The organism is Devosia sp. Leaf64 (genome assembly GCF_001421945.1).
Lineage (GTDB): Bacteria > Pseudomonadota > Alphaproteobacteria > Rhizobiales > Devosiaceae > Devosia.
Window position 1 is genome coordinate 654,668 of the sequence record NZ_LMLO01000021.1, and the last position, 17,088, is coordinate 671,755.

The 17,088-nt window shown below is 60.0% G+C and carries 16 protein-coding genes and 2 tRNA genes; 12 read left to right on the plus strand and 6 right to left on the minus strand.

The window, feature by feature from the left end; genetic code table 11:
- The first annotated feature begins 1 nt into the window (after position 1).
- The 8 genes from ASE94_RS16070 to ASE94_RS16105 all read left to right on the plus strand — a co-directional run bounded on the left by ASE94_RS16070 (position 2) and on the right by ASE94_RS16105 (position 8,575).
- A complete protein-coding gene (locus ASE94_RS16070; protein WP_062631227.1) occupies positions 2 to 1,021 on the plus strand; it encodes a glycoside hydrolase family 3 N-terminal domain-containing protein in 1,020 nt (339 codons plus the stop codon).
- A gap of 30 nt (positions 1,022 to 1,051) precedes the next feature.
- Positions 1,052 to 2,719 carry an ABC transporter substrate-binding protein gene (locus ASE94_RS16075; protein WP_062631228.1) on the plus strand — a complete coding sequence of 556 codons (1,668 nt, stop codon included), beginning with the start codon at positions 1,052 to 1,054 and terminating at the stop codon, positions 2,717 to 2,719.
- A gap of 135 nt (positions 2,720 to 2,854) precedes the next feature.
- Positions 2,855 to 3,832 (plus strand): ABC transporter permease, encoded by a 978-nt coding sequence (locus ASE94_RS16080; protein WP_062631229.1) that lies wholly within the window; start codon positions 2,855 to 2,857, stop codon positions 3,830 to 3,832.
- A 13-nt stretch (positions 3,833 to 3,845) separates the two neighbouring features.
- A complete protein-coding gene (locus tag ASE94_RS16085; RefSeq protein WP_062631377.1) occupies positions 3,846 to 4,724 on the plus strand; it encodes an ABC transporter permease in 879 nt (292 codons plus the stop codon).
- A complete protein-coding gene (locus ASE94_RS16090) occupies positions 4,721 to 5,539 on the plus strand; it encodes an ABC transporter ATP-binding protein (RefSeq protein ID WP_062631230.1) in 819 nt (272 codons plus the stop codon). Before ASE94_RS16085 ends, ASE94_RS16090 begins: the two co-directional genes overlap by 4 nt.
- Positions 5,536 to 6,444 carry an ATP-binding cassette domain-containing protein gene (locus ASE94_RS16095; protein WP_062631231.1) on the plus strand — a complete coding sequence of 303 codons (909 nt, stop codon included), beginning with the start codon at positions 5,536 to 5,538 and terminating at the stop codon, positions 6,442 to 6,444. Before ASE94_RS16090 ends, ASE94_RS16095 begins: the two co-directional genes overlap by 4 nt.
- 9 nt (positions 6,445 to 6,453) lie before the next feature.
- Positions 6,454 to 7,446, plus strand: coding sequence for a serine hydrolase domain-containing protein (locus ASE94_RS16100; RefSeq protein WP_062631232.1), 993 nt, complete (start codon positions 6,454 to 6,456; stop codon positions 7,444 to 7,446).
- Positions 7,447 to 7,456: 10 nt separating this feature from the next.
- Positions 7,457 to 8,575 carry an anhydro-N-acetylmuramic acid kinase gene (locus ASE94_RS16105; protein ID WP_062631233.1) on the plus strand — a complete coding sequence of 373 codons (1,119 nt, stop codon included), beginning with the start codon at positions 7,457 to 7,459 and terminating at the stop codon, positions 8,573 to 8,575.
- A gap of 31 nt (positions 8,576 to 8,606) precedes the next feature.
- On the opposite strand, the gene ASE94_RS16110 is transcribed toward ASE94_RS16105, so the two are convergent.
- The 3 genes from ASE94_RS16110 to ASE94_RS16120 all read right to left on the minus strand — a co-directional run bounded on the left by ASE94_RS16110 (position 8,607) and on the right by ASE94_RS16120 (position 12,297).
- The gene (locus ASE94_RS16110; RefSeq protein ID WP_244484074.1) at positions 8,607 to 10,007 is read right to left on the minus strand and encodes an FAD-containing oxidoreductase; all 1,401 of its coding nucleotides are present in this window, start codon (positions 10,005 to 10,007) and stop codon (positions 8,607 to 8,609) included.
- A gap of 174 nt (positions 10,008 to 10,181) precedes the next feature.
- On the minus strand, positions 10,182 to 11,360 hold the full coding sequence (locus tag ASE94_RS16115; RefSeq protein ID WP_244484134.1) for a PQQ-dependent sugar dehydrogenase: 1,179 nt from the start codon (positions 11,358 to 11,360) through the stop codon (positions 10,182 to 10,184).
- 241 nt (positions 11,361 to 11,601) lie between these two features.
- Positions 11,602 to 12,297 (minus strand): superoxide dismutase, encoded by a 696-nt coding sequence (locus ASE94_RS16120; RefSeq protein WP_061906861.1) that lies wholly within the window; start codon positions 12,295 to 12,297, stop codon positions 11,602 to 11,604.
- A gap of 357 nt (positions 12,298 to 12,654) precedes the next feature.
- Here ASE94_RS16120 and ASE94_RS16125 point away from each other — a divergent pair, with 357 nt between their 5' ends.
- From ASE94_RS16125 to ASE94_RS16135, 3 genes are all read left to right on the plus strand, one after another.
- Positions 12,655 to 13,158: a TerB family tellurite resistance protein gene (locus ASE94_RS16125; protein ID WP_062631235.1), complete on the plus strand. Its 504-nt coding sequence runs from the start codon at positions 12,655 to 12,657 to the stop codon at positions 13,156 to 13,158.
- Between the two features lie 2 nt (positions 13,159 to 13,160).
- Complete coding sequence (locus ASE94_RS16130) at positions 13,161 to 14,129, plus strand: TerC family protein (RefSeq protein WP_062631236.1); 969 nt, start codon at positions 13,161 to 13,163, stop codon at positions 14,127 to 14,129.
- 468 nt (positions 14,130 to 14,597) lie between these two features.
- Positions 14,598 to 15,218 (plus strand): hypothetical protein, encoded by a 621-nt coding sequence (locus ASE94_RS16135; RefSeq protein WP_156352176.1) that lies wholly within the window; start codon positions 14,598 to 14,600, stop codon positions 15,216 to 15,218.
- A gap of 186 nt (positions 15,219 to 15,404) precedes the next feature.
- On the opposite strand, the gene ASE94_RS16140 is transcribed toward ASE94_RS16135, so the two are convergent.
- The 3 genes from ASE94_RS16140 to ASE94_RS16150 form a co-directional block, all read right to left on the minus strand.
- Entirely contained in the window at positions 15,405 to 15,794 is a 390-nt protein-coding gene (locus ASE94_RS16140) for a hypothetical protein (protein ID WP_061906857.1), read from the minus strand.
- Complete coding sequence (gene rlmB / locus ASE94_RS16145; protein WP_062631238.1) at positions 15,791 to 16,546, minus strand: 23S rRNA (guanosine(2251)-2'-O)-methyltransferase RlmB; 756 nt, start codon at positions 16,544 to 16,546, stop codon at positions 15,791 to 15,793. The genes ASE94_RS16140 and rlmB overlap by 4 nt, the downstream gene beginning before the upstream one ends.
- Positions 16,547 to 16,684: 138 nt before the next feature.
- Positions 16,685 to 16,758 (minus strand) — tRNA-Gly (locus ASE94_RS16150).
- Between the two features lie 198 nt (positions 16,759 to 16,956).
- Here ASE94_RS16150 and ASE94_RS16155 point away from each other — a divergent pair.
- A tRNA-Tyr gene (locus tag ASE94_RS16155) sits at positions 16,957 to 17,041 on the plus strand.
- Positions 17,042 to 17,088 lie beyond the last annotated feature (47 nt).

Sequence of the window (17,088 nt, forward strand, 5' to 3'; positions counted from 1 at the left end):
AATGTCGAAACCACTCGCCCTTTTCGTCGGTATGCCCGGGCTTGAACTCTCGGCTTCGGAAGTCGCCTTCTTTCGTGAAGCCAATCCCTTTGGCCTTTTTCTCTTCAAGCGCAATCTCGATAATCCCGAGCAAATCCGGCGCCTCGTCGGTCAGTTCCGGGAGGCCGTCGGCCGGGAAGATGCGCCTGTTTATATCGATCAGGAAGGTGGCCGCGTGCAGCGGCTCGACAACGGCAATTGGCCTCTCTTCCGCCCCATCGGTCACTTCGGCGCTCTGGCCAAGAAGGATCTGGACATCGCCAAACATGCGCTAAGGCAGTCCACTCTCGCGATGGGGGCGATGATGACCGAACTCGGGATCGGCAGCGGCGCGACGCCGGTTATCGATCTCGCGCGCGCCGGCACGCATGACATCATCTCGTCCCGCTCTTTCAGCGCCGATCCCAAGCTGGTTGCCGAACTCGGCCGCGTTGTGGTCGACGCTTTGCTCGAAGTGGGCTCCATGCCTATCATCAAGCACATACCCGGTTATGGCCGCGTCGATGTCGACCCGCACCACGATCTGCCCGTGGTCCACGCGAGCGTCGACGAAATGATGGACAGCGATTTCCTGCCTTTCATCCGGCTCAAGGACAGCCCCTGGGCCATGGTCGCGCATCTGATCTTTTCAAAGATCGATCCAGATTTGCCGGCCTCGATCTCGCCGCGCGTGTGCAACCTCATTCGCACAGTGCTCGACTATGACGGCGTGCTGATCACCGATTGCCTGACCATGGATGCTCTTTCGGGCAGTTGGTCCGATCGCGTCCGCGCGGCGCTCGATGCCGGTTACGACATCGCCCTCCACAGCCAAGGCGATCTTGCGGCGAGTGAAGCTGCCGCAAAAGCAGCCCGTGTCATGTCGGATGCCACTCTTGCGCGTGTCGCTCGCGCAGAACAGCAACTCGGCAACAGGCGTGCCGATACCAAAGCCCTCCACGCCGAGGTGGAGAAAATTTTCGAGGAGAACGGCTTCGCCTGAGGCGGCGTTGCTGAGCAAGGAGAGACCCCGATGCGTAAATTGAGTTTTATTGCGACGACATCATTGGCCGTGCTTGCCCTGGCAACACCGGTCTACGCGCAGGATAGCGGCAAGGTGCTGACTTTGGCGTCCGAACAGGTCACGACCTTCGTGCGCAATTTCAACCCGTTCAGCCAGACGTCGGCGCGCTACACGACCCAGGATTTCCTGTACGAGCCGCTCGTCGTTTTCAACCGCCTGCAGGGCAATGAGCCGAACTACCGGCTCGCCGAAAGTTTTGAGCTGGCCGACGATCTGATGTCCATCACGTTCACGCTTCGCGATGGCCTGAAATGGTCTGACGGCGAGGATTTCACCGCCGACGACGTGCTCTTTACCTATGACTACATCAAGAAATTCCCGGCGCTCGACTTCATATCGATCACGCCACAGATCGCATCGGTCGAAAAGGTCGATGATCGCACCGTGCGCTTCAATCTGACCGAAGCCAATTCGCTGATCGCCAATACCATTGTCGGCATGCCGATCGTGCCAGAACACATCTGGTCCGAAGTGGCTGATCCCGTCACCTTCGCCAATGAAAATCCGGTTGGCTCTGGGCCAATGACCGAGATCACCCGCTTCACCCCGCAAGTTTATGAGCAGTGCCGCAATCCCAACTATTGGGACGCTGACAATCTCGCCGTCGATTGCCTCCGCATGCCGCAGCTTGCGGATAACCCGCAGGTGCTCGCCGCTCTGGCCGACGGTAGCCTTGATTGGGGTACGAGCTTTATTCCCGACATCGACAACACCTTCGTCGCGAAGGATCCCGAGCACCACAAATATTGGTTCACGCCCTCGAGCCTCGTGTCGATGCAGATGTCGCAGGTTTCGCCGGACGAAAACGCGCGCAAAGCGTTCAACGATGTGAGCTTCCGCCGCGCCATCAGCATGCTGGTCGATCGCCAGGCGATCGTCGACATTGCAGGCTATGGCTATCCGCTGCTCAACGAAGACCCCTCGGGTCTCGGCGAGCTCTATGCCGCTTTCGCCAATCCCGAAGTCGAAACGCAGTTCGGCCAATACGGCAAGTTCGACCTCGAAGCCGGCATGGCGGTGCTTGATGAAGCCGGTTATGTCGATGCCGATGGCGACGGTTTCCGCGACAATCCCGATGGCACGCCGCTCGAACTCGATTTCAAGGTTCCCAATGGCTGGACCGACTGGATCGACGCGGTGCAGATCGCCATGGAAACGCTCCAAGAGGCCGGCATCAACGTGTCGCTCTCGACCCCGGAAGCAGCCGTGTGGACGTCCGACCTGATCGCGGGCAATTTCGAGTTGACGCTCAACTCGCTGGCGGCGGCATCGAACCCCTATCTGCCCTATATCCGCTCGTTTAACCCTGCTGATTTCGGCAAGAGCCGCTTTACCGCGCCGCATTGGGAAAATGCTGAAGTGGTCGAGCTTCTTAAGAAATATACGACGATCAAGGATCCGGCTGAGCAGAAGGCGATCATGGATCAGGTCCAGCTTCTGGTCGCCGAGGCCCTGCCGATCATCCCACTCTACAACAGCCCGTCCTTCTTCCAGTACAACACGACCCGTTGGACCGGTTGGGCCAGTGCTGAAGATCCGAAATATGCGCCGGCCGTCTCGGTGACGAACCCAGCGCGTCTGTTGCAACTGCTCGATCTCGAACCGGTCGCCCAGTAAGGTTTTCGGCTTTCTCATCTCATCTTTTGGGGCGGGGCGGCGTTGAGGCGCTGACTCACCCCAATCCTTCCCGCAATCGGGGAGGAACTTCGTCGGCGCCCGGCCGAGACATCGGCCAGAAAGGAACACCACAGCATGGCCTTCTTGTTGCGGCGATTGGCGTTCTATCTCGCAGCATTTCTGGTTGCTGCGACCATCAATTTCTTTCTGCCGCGCCTGATGCCCGGTGATCCCATCGAGATCATGTTCGCAAGCGCCGGCGCCGAGCTATCGCTCGAAAATCTCAATGCGCTCAAGCTAACCTTCGGCTTTATTGACGCGCCGCTGCACGAGCAGTATTTTGCCTATCTGCAGAGTGTGTTCACCGGCGATCTCGGCCGATCGATCAAGTACTTCCCGCTGCCTGTCACCGAGCTCTTGGGCCGTGCGCTTCTTTGGACGCTCGGGCTCATGGGCATTGCCACCATCATCAGCTTCACCCTTGGCAGTTTCCTCGGCATCTTTGCCGCCTGGCGCCGCGGACGGCTCGTCGACTCCGTCATCTCGCTCGGCGCGATCTTTTCGAGCTCGGTGCCGGCAGTGGTCGTTTCGCTGATCATGCTCTTTATCTTTGGCTATACGTTGCGCTGGTTTCCCAACGGCTATGCCGCAAACCCGTTGATCGATCCTGCCTGGAACTGGACCTATATTTCGAGCGTGCTCTATCACGGCACACTGCCCATGCTGACGCTGGTCTTCGTGCTCACCGGCGGCTTCGCCGTGACCATGCGCAACAATATGATCAACCTGCTTGGCGAAGACTATATCGTCATGGCCCGCGCCAAGGGGCTCTCCGACAACAATGTCATGCTCTGGTATGCGGCGCGCAACGCGCTGCTGCCCACGGTTTCGAGCCTTGCCATCGCCATCGGCACGATCCTCGGCGGTTCGCTCGTGACCGAAGTGGTGTTCAACTATCCCGGCCTCGGCAACACGCTTTATCAGGCGATTATCGCGCGCGATTATCCGGTGATCCAGGGCCAGCTCCTGATCATGACCGCCGCGATGCTCATTTCAAATTTTGTGGTCGATCTCAGCTATGTGCTGCTCGATCCGCGCCTCAAGAAGGCCTGACGCCATGAAGCTCCTGAGGCAGTTGCTCAATAACAAAAAGGCCCTGGTCGGCCTCATCATCCTGACGATAATCGTGCTGGTGGCGATCTTCGCGCCGCTCCTGACCGAATATAGCCCCACCCGCCGCGTCGGCCGGCCGCATCAGGCGCCGAGCTGGGATCACTGGATGGGCACGACCCGTCTTGGGCACGATGTCTTCTCGCGCCTCGTCCATGGGGCCCGCGTTTCGCTCGCCGTCGGGTTCGGGGCAGGGCTTCTGATCACCGTCATCGGGACCGTGCTCGGCATCATTTCGGGCTATAAGGGTGGCGTGGTCGATGAAGTCATCAACTTTTTCACCAATATGGTGCTGGTCATCCCCAACCTGCCGCTGCTGCTCGTCCTCGCCGCCTTCATCGGTCAGGCGAGCCCGATGGTGATCGCCATCATCCTCGGCTTCACCTCCTGGGCTTGGGGCGTGCGCGTGACGCGGTCCGAAACCCTCTCGATCCGGCAACGGGACTTCGTTAAATCGGCCGAAATGCTGGGCGAGCCGAGTTGGCGCATCATGCTGTTCGAGATTTTCCCGAACCTCATTTCCATCGTCGGCATCAATTTCATCGGCTCGGTAATCTTCGCCGTCATCACCGAAGCGACGCTCGAATTCCTCGGCCTCGGCGACCCCAACACCGTCTCCTGGGGCATTATGCTCTACAATGCGCAGAACTCGGCCGCTCTTTCGGTCGGCGCCTGGTGGGATATTCTCGCGCCATGCTTTGCTCTCGCCTTCCTCGGGCTTGGCCTGGCACTCCTCAACTTCGCGATCGACGAAATCGCCAATCCGCGGCTGCGGACAGGCGGCATGCTCAATCGCTGGACCCGCATGGTCCGTCTTGGCGAGGGCAAGCTATGAGCAATCCCGTCCTCTCCGTCCGCAATCTCAACATCGACTATGTCGGCGCTGAAACCAATTTTCACGCCGTCAAGAATGTCAGCTTCGACATAGCCTCCGGCGAGTTCTTTGGGCTTGCCGGTGAATCCGGCTGCGGTAAATCGACTATCGCCTTCGCGGTCAGCCGTCTCCATCGGCCACCGGCCCTGATCCGCACGGGCAGCGAAATCCTGGTGTCCGGGCGCGACGTCCTCAGCCTCAACGACGCGGACTTAAGAAAATTCCGCTGGCGGGAAGTCGCCATGGTGTTCCAGAGCGCCATGAACTCGCTCAATCCGGTCCTGACCATCGAAGCGCAGTTTTACGATGTGCTGCGCGCCCATGGCCCGATTAGCCGCGCCGAAGCCCACGCTCGCGCGACCGAACTCTTGAAGCTCGTCGATATCGCGCCCGAGCGGCTCGACAATTATCCGCACCAGTGTTCGGGCGGCATGCGCCAGCGCATCGTCATCGCCATTTGCCTGGCGCTCAACCCCAAGCTGCTGATCATGGACGAGCCGACCACGGCGCTCGATGTCGTCGTCCAACGCGAAATCCTGCAGCGCATTGACGTGCTGCGCAAAAAGCTCGGCTTTTCGGTGCTGTTCATCACCCATGATCTCGGCCTGATGGTGCAGGTCAGCGACCGCATCGGCATCATGCTCGAAGGCGAACTGGTCGAGGTCAACGACGCCCAGACGATTTATCGCCACCCGCAGCATCCCTACACGCAGCGGCTCTGGGCTTCGATGCCCAAGCTCCATGGCGAGCAGACGCGTCGGGAGCCAGTGCTATGAGCGACGCCATCCTGACGCTCGACAATGTCACCAAGGTTTTCGGCCGCGCCGACAAGCCCGTCTATGCCGCGCGCGCCGTCAGCTTCGCGCTCCATCCCGGCCGCACCCTGGCGCTGGTCGGAGAATCGGGCTCAGGCAAGACCACGGCCGCTCGCCTCATCATGCGCGAATACACCCCAGACGAAGGGCAGCTCCTTTTCCGCGGCGTCCCGCTCGGCAAGGGTGACGCCAAGGCGCTGCGCGACTATCGATCCTCGGTGCAAATGGTGTTTCAGGATCCATTCGCCTCGCTCAATCCGACGCATACGATCCGCTATCATCTCGAGCGCCCGCTCAAGCTGCATCAAAAGGGGCTGACTTCTGCCCAGCGGCAGGCAGCGATCGTCGAACTGCTTGAGCGCGTAAAACTCGACCCGCAGCTCATCATGCCGAAATTCCCGCACGAACTTTCGGGCGGGCAGCGCCAACGCATCTCCATCGCCCGGGCGCTTGCCGTGAACCCTCAGGTGATCGTTGCCGATGAGCCGACCTCGATGCTCGACGTTTCGGTGCGCCAGGGCATTCTCAATCTCCTCAACGACATGAAGGCCGAGCTCAAGCTCGCTCTCCTTTACATTACCCACGACATCGCCACGGCGCGCTATGTCGCTGATGACATCATGGTCATGTATGCCGGCCAGATCGTCGAATGGGGCGCTGTCGACAGGGTTTTGGACGATCCCCAGCACCCCTATACGCGCCTGCTGCTGTCAGCCGTGCCCGATCCTGATCGGCGTTTCAACGATGTCCGGTTTGCCGACGAACTCGGACGGGTGGAGGAAATCCGGACGCTCTCCGCTCGGCCGCAGCCGGAAACCGCGCAGGCCGGCGACAACCACTTCTATCGTCCTTTTCCAGCGGTTTAGACGGTACGCATGACCTCAGTGGCGACAAAACTCGACAGCGCATTCGTGCATCTCGAAGCGGCCATTCAAAGCGGCCGCATTCCCGGCGGCGTGCTGGGCATCGTCGATAGCAGCGGCAATCGCGCCGTGCGCGCCATCGGTCAAGCGCAGACGACGCCGACCGCTCGCCCGATGACCGAAGAGACCTGGTTCGACCTCGCCTCGCTGACCAAGGTCATCTTCACCAACGAGCGCATCCTGGCGCTCGCAGAGGCGGGGCGCATCGATCTCGACGCACCGCTCATCAGCATCATCCCCGATTATCGGCACTACAATCTCGACAATTGGGAGCGGAAGATCACCTTCCGCCAATGCCTCGGTCACCAGACGCCTTACCCCGCGGTCTTCCCGCTCTATACCTATGGGCGCGACCCCGACCTCCTTCGCACCTTTTTGCTGCAGCATGAATTCCCGGCGGGTCCGGCGGTCTATTCCGATATCAACTTCATCCTCCTTGGCATCGCGCTCGAACGCATCGCTGGAAAATGGATCCGCGACATGGATCCAGGGCCGGGATTCGCCTGGTCTGCCGACCAGATGACGGCCGCCGCGACGGAAGACTGTTATTGGCGTCACCGGGTGCTTGTGGGCGAAGTGCATGACGACAATTGCTCGGCGCTCCAGGGCGCGGGCAATGCTGGCCTTTTCGGCACCGTGTCGAGCGTGCTCGATTTCGCCTTTGGCAAGCTGGTCGCGGCAGGGCCTGAGGCGCTGATCCGAACCGCGCTTTCGAGTAGACGCACCCATGGCTGGGAGCTGCCCTATGAAGGATGGTCCGGTGGCGAACTCAATTCCAAAGAGACCATCGGGCACACTGGTTTTACCGGCACGGGCATCTGGATCGATTTCGAGCGCGGCCACGCCTGGACGCTGCTGACCAACCGCGTGCATCCGACGCGCCATTTCGATAGCGGCATCCTGCCGCTACGGCGTGCCGTGGGCGACGCGATCAACGCCTTTTAGAGAGACGCGAATGGAACCGATCTGGGCCGTGGGTCTGATGACCGGCACTGTGCTCGATGGCAATATCGACGTTGCGCTGCTGCGCACCGATGGCGAAACCATCGCGGAATTTGGCGCCTATACGCTGGCGCCTTATCCCCGATGGATCTGCGACCTGCTTGCCGAAACTCTGGCACAGGCGCGGCAGTGGAATTTTTCCGGCGCTGACCCGGCCATCTTTGCTGAAGCCGAAGAGGCGCTGACCCGGGCACAATCGGCAGCAGTGCTGGACCTTTTGGCTCAAACCGGCCTTAGCCCTTCCGACGTCGGGATCATCGGTTTTCACGGTCAGTCGGTCCTTCATCGCGCGCCGCAACCGGGCCGGATCGGCGCAACCCGACAGCTCGGCAATGGCGCGCTCATGCATGAGCTGACGGGGATCAACGTCGCTTATGATTTCCGCTCCGCTGATGTGCGCGCAGGCGGGCAGGGCGCCCCGCTGGCGGCGCTCTATCATCAAGCCCTTTTACGCAAGATCGGCGCCACGGACGGCAAGACCGCCGTGCTCAATCTCGGTGGCGTCGCCAATGTGACTTATTGGGATGGCGCCGATACGCTCATCGCTTTTGATACCGGCCCAGCCAATGCGCCGATCAACGATTTCATCAAAAGTCTTGGGCTGGGCGAGATGGACGTCGATGGCACCATGGCTTTGCGGGGCAAAGTCGATGAAGAGCGGCTCGCGCAGCTCCTGACCCATCCCTACCTCTCGGCGCCCTACCCAAAGTCGCTCGATCGCTTCGATTTCCTTGCCTCGATGGCCGAAGGCCTCAACGCCGAAGACGGCGCCGCGACCCTGACCGCCTTCACCACCGGCGCTGTCGGCAAAGCACTCGACCTCCTGCCCCAGCGCCCCGAGCGCCTTATCGTTGCGGGCGGCGGGCGTCATAACCCCGCAATCATGTCCATGCTCAAATCACGCGCACAAGTCGACGCAGTCCCTGCAGAAGCGGTAGGCTGGCGCGGCGACGCCGTCGAAGCGGAATGTTTCGCCCTCCTGGCTGTTCGCGTCCTGCGCGGCCTGCCGATCAGCTTTCCCATGACCACCGGAGCGCCCCGGCCTATGACCGGCGGCGTGCTGGCCGGCTAGTAGCTCAGACGCTTCAGGTGTCCGGAGCCCATCACTTCGGAGCAAGTTCCAGCAGCAAGGTTGGCACTAGTTCCGAAACAGTCGGATGGATTGGCACTGCCCACCGAAGCACCTCGACGGGTTGATCTGCATTCATCATGTCTAGAATGCCGTGAATGGCTTCGTCGCCCCCCGTGCCGAGAATAGCTGCGCCGAGGATCCGGTTCGTTTCAGCGTCGGAAACAACCTTCATAAATCCCTGTGTTTCGCCTTTCTCGACAGCTCGGCCGACGCGGCTCATCGGACGCTTGGAATAGAGCAGCCGGCGGCCGGTCTTTTCCGCCTCCACATCGGTCATGCCCACTCTGCCCAGCGGAGGGTCGATATAGAGGGCATAGCCAAGGAGACGGTCGCTCACACGGCGATCCTCCCCGTCGAGCAGATTGGCGGCGACGATCTCGAAGTCGTTGTAGGCTGTGTGCGTAAAGGCGCCCTTGCCGTTGCAGTCCCCCAAGGCCCAGATCCCCGGAACATTGGTTTCGAGCCGATCGTCGACAGTGATGTAGCCACGCTCGTTAACCGTGACGCCGGCCTTGTCGAGACCGAGATCATCCGTGTTCGGCATGCGGCCGACCGCCACCAATACGTGGCTGCCGACGATTGGTGACGAATTGACTTGGCATTCGATGGATACAGCGACATCCGCATCGTGCTTGCTAAAGGCGATGGAATTCACGCCAGTGCGCACCGTTATACCCTCGGCTTCGAGGATCTCTTGAACGGCTTCGGAGACGTCCTTGTCTTCCCGAGAAATCAACCGGTCGGAGCGCTCGATGATCGTTACCTCCGCGCCAAAGCGACGATACATCTGCGCAAATTCAAGCCCGATATAGCTGCCGCCCACGACGACGAGATGCCTGGGCAGTTCGTCGAGCGCGATGATCTCCGAATTGGTGAGATATGGAACGTTCTCAATGCCGGGCATATCCGGAATAAAGGCCCGGGCTCCAACATTGAGGAAGATTTTTGGCGCAGTCATGCGCGTGCCGCCAACGGTGATGGTTTTGGGTCCGTCAAACCGCGCATGCCCCCTGATCAGTTCGACATTCGGCATGCTCGAGAGCCAGTCTTCGTTGCTTTGACGCGAGTCCATAATGACTTTTCGCGCCCGGGCGGCGACCGCGGGCATGTCGATCGTAACGTCGCTTCGAGAAAAACCGTAATCCCCGCCACGACGTGCCTGATGGGCAGCATAGGCGCTGGCGACTAGGGTCTTGGTCGGTTTGCAGCCTGTGTTGACGCAGGTGCCGCCAACGAGGTCGCGTTCGATGATCGCGACCTTCATCCCTGAATCATTGAGGCGTCCAGCGAGAGAGGGCCCAGCCTGACCAGCGCCGACGATAATCGCGTCGAAGCTTCGCATATTTTCAGACTGGTGTTCGGTGCTCGACATGACGCGTTCCCTGATCGCTCGTATGTTTTGAGCCTAAGCCAAATCTGCTTCGGTCGAAAGTTGGCTTGGCATCGGTCGTGTCTAACCGAAGGAACGGGCCGGAATCGCGAGCTAATCGGCGGTAATGGCGAGAAGAAAGTGGCGAGGCGCGGACGCCTCGCCAGAGTGTCTCATTTAGGAAGTAGCTTTGCTCAAGCGTAGGATTGAGGACGTCCCGGCGTCAGGGTTCTCGGTCACCGCATAGACGGCGCCATCCGAGCCGACTCTGACGTCGCGCACGCGGGCTTCAAGCGGCACCCGCTCTTCCGAGGCTACCTGATCGCCATCGAGATGCACGATAACGACGCCCTTGGTTACAAGACCACCGATCAGGAAGGCGCCATTCCATTCCGGAAATTCAGCGCCGTCATAATAGGCCATGCCGGACGGGGCGATCACCGGGTCCCAATAATAGACCGGCTGTGTCGTATCCTCGGTTGCAGTAATACCCTCGCCGATTGGCGCACCGCTATAGTCGATGCCATAGGTCACTTCAGGCCAGCCATAATTGACGCCGGCTTCCGGCCGATTGAGCTCATCGCCGCCCTTGGGGCCATGTTCGACGGTCCAGAGACGTCCCTCGCCATCAAGGGCCGCTGACTGCATGTTGCGATGGCCCAGACTCCAGATTTCGGGCAGCGCGCCTTCCGTCTCGATGAAGGGATTGTCCGGAAGAGCCGCGCCTTCCGCATCGATGCGGAAGACCTTGCCGAGACCGCTGCCGATATCCTGCGCCTGGTTGCGCGTTTCTACGTCGGAGCGCTCGCCAACTGTAACGAACAGGGCGCCATCCGGCGCAAAGACCAGCCGCGAACCGAAATGCTTGTCGCCATCGTAGGTAGGCATCTGCTGGAAGATGACTTTCACATCCTCGAGTGCGCCGCCATTGGCGTCATCGGGCGTCAAGACGGCATGCGCAACACTCGTGCCATTGCCCCCTTCGCGCGGCTCGGAGAACGAGAAGTAGATCCGGCCTGATGTTTCATAGTCCGGCGCCAGCGCTACATCGAGCAGTCCGCCCTGGCCGCGCGCATCGACTTCAGGCAGGCCGGAAATCGCCTCGCCAACTTCGCCTTCCGCGGTGACGATATGCATGTCGCCCGCCTTGGTGGTCACGAGCATTCTGCCATCGGGAAGGAATTCCATGGCCCAGAGTTGCGGCAAGTTCTCCGCGATGACCGTCGTCTCGACTTCGGGCCTTTCCGCTGGCTGCGGCGCGCGGGTCTGGCCGTCAAAGGCCGGCTGCTGATTTGCGGCATTGGGCGCCTGGGTCTCGACCGAGCCGCTGTCCTGGCCCATGGCCAAGGCTGGCATCAATGACGCACAAAGCGCGGTACTCGCGAGCAATAGGGGTATCGGGCGCATCGGTATCTCCTATGACGGCTGGTGATCGAGCATCAGGAACAGCGACGCTCGAATAGAATTGGGCAAAGTCGCCTGTGACTAGACGGATTCACCACGGTCTGCGTTGCAGGGTAGGGGATCACATGCCGGTGTAGTCGGCGCGCAAAGCCGCACGCGAGGGCGCGTCAACGCCCTCGCGTGCTGCGCGACGTTATTGCGCGAGGGCGTCCTGGTAGCGCTCAGACACCTCTGACCAGTTCACCACATCCCACCAAGCACTGAGATATTCGGCCCGGCGGTTGTTGTATGTGAGGTAATAGGCGTGCTCCCAAACATCGTTGCCCAGGATCGGGGTGCCCTTGACCTCGGCAACATCCATCAAAGGATTATCCTGGTTGGGCGTCGAAGTAATCTCGAGTTGGCCTGCCTCGTTGACGATCAGCCAGACCCAGCCTGAACCAAACTGGGCCGCGCCCTTGGCTTCGAATTCGGTTTTGAAATCGTCCATCGAGCCATAGACGGTTTCGATAGCTGCGGTCAGATCGGCACTGGCCTCGCCGACACCATCCGCTGGTGCCATGGTCTCCCAGAAGAAAGTGTGGTTCCAGTGCCCGCCGGCATTGTTGCGAATAGCGGGGGGATAAGTACCTGCCGCACTCACCAATTCCTCAAGCGTTGCCGTTGCCGGCGCATCTCCCCCCTCGATGGCTTCGTTGAGCCTATCCACATAGGTCTGATGGTGCTTTCCATGGTGCAGCTCCATGGTTTCAGCGCTGATTGCCGGCTCCAGCGCGCCATATTCATAGGGCAGATCCGGCAAGGTAAACGGCGACGTCGTCTGTGCCAAAGCCGGCAATGGCGCAAATGCGATAGCTGCGACGGTCAGCGAACGGGTCAAAACCTGCATTATTTCACTCCTCTTGAACCCTTGGGCAACGGGAGGAGCGGATCGATGTTCCGGGCGGCGTGGACGTCTCAGCGCACAATCGTGTCAGACAAGATCCACACTAAGAATCTATCCCCGACTGACGTTGTAGATCGCGTGGATGCTCAGACACCGCTAAGTGGCACTTGAACTTTTGAAATAGCGTTCCGATCTCCTTTGCCGTGACCGGGCCCCTCTGGCGCTGGCAGCGATGCTGCCCCGCGATGTCGGATCACCTTGGCGGCACCTGAGGGTACCGCGTCAGGTGCCCGATCGTTCAAGCCGGTGTTCCGACGCACTCCCCTCAGTCCCCGAGTGGCACTTTGAGAGGAGTTTTTGATGTCTAAAGTAAAATTTCGCGACGACGACCTGTTTCCGCGTGGCCAGCAGTTGCGCGCACGCCATGAGCAATCCAATCGTCTGATAAAGTATGAGGCCGACCGTGCTCGTTCTGGCGCTTATCTCGAAGCGTTGGTGGCTGCGTCAGCGATCATCGCGCACGCCGATGGCCGTATTGACCTTCGGGAGCGTCGAAAGCTTGTAGAGGCTTTTCTCGCCAGTCCGGCGTTTGAAGGTTTCTCCGTGGCCGAGCTGGCAGAAGAGCTGGCGGACCATGCGAGAGCCTACAGTTACGACCCCCATCTGGCGCAAGATCGGGCGCTTGAAACGCTGAAAGCTCTCGAGCTGACAGCGGCCGAAAAACAGTCCATCCGCAACATTTGCCACAAGGTGATCATCGCGGATGGCTTGGTTCATCCGGTCGAGCTTGGCGCTTTGCACCGTATCGAGCTGGCGTTCGGATTTGACCGCCTTAGCGGTGGTGTAGAGGGCGAGGAGCGCTAATCATGGAGCTTTTTACCCTAGTCTTTCTCGGCCAGCCCATGTGGATGTGGCTCGGCTTTATCGGCCTTGTCGCACTTCTTCTCGCCTTCGATCTTGGCGTCCTTCATCGCGATGGCCATGAGATCGAAGTGCGCGAAAGTCTTCTGCTGTCCGGCTTCTACATCACCCTCGGTTTAGCGTTTGGTGGCTTTGTCTGGTGGCAATTGGGCGCGCAACCCGGCGTCGAATACCTGACCGCGTTTGTCGTCGAGAAGAGTCTCGCGCTGGACAATGTTTTCGTTATCGCCATGATTTTTGGCTATCTCGCTATTCCCCGTCATCTACAGCACCGCGTGCTGTTCTGGGGCATTCTTGGCGTGATCGTCCTGCGCGCCGTCATGATCGGCTTCGGCGCCACGCTTGTCTCCGAATTCGGCTGGCTGCTTTACGTTTTTGCCGCGTTTCTCATCTTCACCGGTGTTCGCATGCTGATGGGCGGTCACGGCGAAACGGACTTGAGCAAAAATCCCGTGCTCAATTTCATGAAGAAGCGCTTTCGCGTAAGCGAGCAGCTGCATGGTGATCGGTTCTTCGTGCAGCAGGCAGACCCCAAGACCGGCCGCGTCCATCGCTACATGACGCCGCTGTTTCTGGCGCTCGTCATGATCGAGATTGCGGACGTGATCTTCGCAGTGGACTCTGTACCGGCGGTCTTTGCCATCACCACTGATCCATACATCGTCTACACCTCGAACATCTTTGCGATCCTGGGTCTTCGCGCCCTCTATTTTGCCTTGGCCGCCGTCATCCACCGCTTCGCCTACCTCAAGCATGCTCTTGCGGTGCTGCTGGTGTTCATCGGCTCGAAGATATTCGTCGCCGACCTGATGGGATGGGACAAATTCCCGGCCGAATGGTCGCTTGGTGTGACGTTTGCAATTCTTGCCGCTGGTATCGGCTACTCTCTGTGGCGAACCGTCGAGAAAAACTGAACATTGAAGGCGCGCTAAGGCGCGCCTTGCTTCGGCTCTAGAGACTGGCCGTTTTAGGACGCTGATGGGAAAGTCACGACCTGGTAATGACACACCGCTGTTCTTGATGACCGAGGCGCTGGATGAGATGGGTCGGCCTATTCGCTCCGATCGTCTCCTCTCGATAAATTCGATCAGTCTGAGGAGGCGCATTTGCCTAAAGTTGAGCTTATCGCCGGCGCCCTGTTCTTTGCCCTCGCGGGTGCCACGACGGTCATGCTAAGGCAACCGCTTGATGCCGTCGGGTGGGTCGTCCTCGTGGCGTGCGTAGCATTCGTCGCGCTTGCAGTTTTTGGAATGGTCAAGCCAGCCGGGTTCGCGAGGGGGATGCCTTCGAGGACCCCAGGCAGACCCACCACTGAATTTGAGATCGGTAGACGGGACGATATGGCGCCCGCAGGGGATCCGACGGCATCGTTAGCGATGGGAATGCCTTCCGGGACCTCGCGCGAGCCGCCCGTCGAGCCGACGACATCGGAACTGCAGGTGCTTGCCGCTACGATCGCCGCGCTCGAGGCCGTCGACGGTCTCAGTCCGGGCGAAGTCGATGCGATGTCTCTCTGGAACGCCATGCAGGAGATAGACCCAGGACAGGCTATCGGCCTTTATGAAGCCATTGGCTCTTTTTCGATGCTGCACGATCTTGGTCGCACCCGCATCGGTCGCATGACCTTTGTGCCGGCGCACACCGAATACGATGCATCACTTCTGGCAGACATCACCGCCTCGGTGCTGACCTCACTCGGTCATCCGGTGCGGTCTGAGGATGTCGTCGTCACGCTACCGGCAGACGGAGGACAGGGGACCGCGACTATCGCGTTCTCGATTGCAGGTCGAACCGAGACAATCGAGTGCTCCTACCTCTGGAAATACCCGCCCGCCGACCTTTGCGCCAATTTGAAGCGCTTTTCGAGAAATGACGATCCCCGTCAACTGGTCTGCGCGGATCCGGGCGACCAGACGCTGCTCTACGTTGCCATCCGTGAAGGATCGATCGGGGAGCTAAATGAGCTCCTGCCGGCTGAAATCGATCAGTTCTACGAGGCTTGATATATCCGTCCAGGACAGGAGGCAGCATCGCCGCGCTCAGCGTTGCGAAAGACGATTCGCATGCATGGTTTGACCATGCACGCGACTACCGAGCTAACGCCAAAAATAATCAGGCAAGGAAGTGGTTAGCGAACCGGTTTAAAAAACAATCGGGAAATCCGACCCGCTCGCTACGAGCACCCAAGCTTACTCTTCGTCGTCCTCGACATCGGTCAAGTAGACCGAAAATTCCAGATCGACCCCGTGCTGCGCGATGGCTGCAGCGGCATGGGCCGGCAGGCGGGCGGACATGGCTTCGCCTTCCGCTGGGTAATCGAAGGCTATGTCGAGCACGGCGCGGCCGAGGCGACGGTCGCCGAGCATGGTTTCGATCGCCAAGCCGGACCGTTCTGCAAGCTCGAGAATCGCGCGGACGGCGTTGTCCGTTGGCACTTCCACCTGGCCGTAAAAGCTGCCTTCAACATCCTCGGGTTCATAGCGAACGAGAAGCTGCTTGAGCGAGGTTTCTGCGTCGAGCTGGCTGACGGTAAGACCCGAAAGGCGCAGCGCAATGGCGAAGGGTTCGAACGCGCTCATGCCTGACGCCCCGCGGTTGCGGCGAAAAGGGCGATAGCGGCCGCATTCGACACGTTAAGCGATTTGATCGGGCCAGGCATATCGAGCCGCACCATCTCGTCGCAGAGTTCGCGCGTCCGCTGGCGGAGACCCTTGCCTTCCGCGCCGAGCACGACGGCCATCGGCGCGTCGTCCGTGCGCGCCTTGATCGGGGCAGGGGCTTCGGAATCAAAGCCCAAGACGGTCAGGCCACGTTCTTTGAGGGTTTCGAGGGCGTCCGCGAGGTTGCGCACTTCGATCATCGGCACGAGATCCAGCGCGCCTGACGCGGCCTTTGCCATGACGCCCGTTTCGCGCGGCGAATGGCGCGCGGTGGTGATGACGGCGTCGGCGCCGAATGCGCAGGCGGTGCGGAGGATCGCCCCGACATTGTGCGGATCGGTCAACTGATCGAGCACCACGACGAGCCGCAACTGCTTGATATCGGAAAGGCCGAACCGGCTCACCGGATCGACTTCGAGCGCCACGCCCTGGTGCACCGCTTCGCCGCCGAGCAGCCGATCGAGATCCTTCGGCGTCGTTTCCTTGACGAAAACCTTGCCGATTTCGCCAGTCTCCTTGAGACGGTTAAGCGCATTCGGCGTTGCCAACAGCTCTTTCTTCAGCCGCAGCGGATTGTCGAGCGCCGCGCGCACCGTATGCAGGCCATAGAGATAAACTGGGCCGGTATCGGGATCATATTTGGGTTTTGGCGGGAATTTGTTGCGGCTCATAGCAAGCGCCTAACGCCTCCGGGCATGTCCCCTAAACGCGGAGATCGGTTTGAGGAAAAAGACATGCGAAAAACAAGAACTCAAGCGGCCCTGGCGCAAATCGCCACGCGCTCGAGTGCGAAGCCGAATGGCGGCTTCTGGAGCGGGTAGCGGGAATCGAACCCGCGTATTCAGCTTGGAAGGCTGCTGCTCTACCATTGAGCTATACCCGCTTGGGCCCTGAGGCGGAAAATGGATTAGCGCGAACCCGGCGAACAAGGCAAGGCTGGGCATGAAGATAGGGCCAGTTTTTTCATCTATCACAAGATTTCTGCACATCGCGTTCGGAAGGGTGTTGACACCTTTGCGACAGCCAACCATAAACCGCCCCGACGAAACGCCAAGGCGCTTCGGTTCTCACCCGAGAATGTGGAGGGGTGGGAGAGTGGTTAAATCCGGCAGACTGTAAATCTGCTCGCTTAGCGTACACTGGTTCGAATCCAGTCCCCTCCACCACCGGCTGAAAAGTTCAGCCACTGCACGGCCTTAGGGATATAGCCCTT

Excerpts from the sequence above, each read along its gene's own strand:
- ASE94_RS16135 (WP_156352176.1), top strand. The coding sequence starts at position 14,598 with ATGCCTTCCGGGACCTCGCGCGAGCCGCCCGTCGAGCCGACGACATCG.
- ASE94_RS16075 (WP_062631228.1), top strand. The coding sequence starts at position 1,052 with ATGCGTAAATTGAGTTTTATTGCGACGACATCATTGGCCGTGCTTGCC.
- ASE94_RS16080 (WP_062631229.1), top strand. The coding sequence starts at position 2,855 with ATGGCCTTCTTGTTGCGGCGATTGGCGTTCTATCTCGCAGCATTTCTG.
- ASE94_RS16140 (WP_061906857.1), bottom strand. The coding sequence starts at position 15,794 with ATGAGCGCGTTCGAACCCTTCGCCATTGCGCTGCGCCTTTCGGGTCTT.
- rlmB (WP_062631238.1), bottom strand. The coding sequence starts at position 16,546 with ATGAGCCGCAACAAATTCCCGCCAAAACCCAAATATGATCCCGATACC.
- ASE94_RS16120 (WP_061906861.1), bottom strand. The coding sequence starts at position 12,297 with ATGCAGGTTTTGACCCGTTCGCTGACCGTCGCAGCTATCGCATTTGCG.
- ASE94_RS16105 (WP_062631233.1), top strand. The coding sequence starts at position 7,457 with ATGGAACCGATCTGGGCCGTGGGTCTGATGACCGGCACTGTGCTCGAT.
- ASE94_RS16130 (WP_062631236.1), top strand. The coding sequence starts at position 13,161 with ATGGAGCTTTTTACCCTAGTCTTTCTCGGCCAGCCCATGTGGATGTGG.
- ASE94_RS16095 (WP_062631231.1), top strand. The coding sequence starts at position 5,536 with ATGAGCGACGCCATCCTGACGCTCGACAATGTCACCAAGGTTTTCGGC.
- ASE94_RS16125 (WP_062631235.1), top strand. The coding sequence starts at position 12,655 with ATGTCTAAAGTAAAATTTCGCGACGACGACCTGTTTCCGCGTGGCCAG.
- ASE94_RS16090 (WP_062631230.1), top strand. The coding sequence starts at position 4,721 with ATGAGCAATCCCGTCCTCTCCGTCCGCAATCTCAACATCGACTATGTC.
- ASE94_RS16070 (WP_062631227.1), top strand. The coding sequence starts at position 2 with ATGTCGAAACCACTCGCCCTTTTCGTCGGTATGCCCGGGCTTGAACTC.
- ASE94_RS16110 (WP_244484074.1), bottom strand. The coding sequence starts at position 10,007 with ATGTCGAGCACCGAACACCAGTCTGAAAATATGCGAAGCTTCGACGCG.
- ASE94_RS16115 (WP_244484134.1), bottom strand. The coding sequence starts at position 11,360 with ATGCCAGCCTTGGCCATGGGCCAGGACAGCGGCTCGGTCGAGACCCAG.
- ASE94_RS16100 (WP_062631232.1), top strand. The coding sequence starts at position 6,454 with ATGACCTCAGTGGCGACAAAACTCGACAGCGCATTCGTGCATCTCGAA.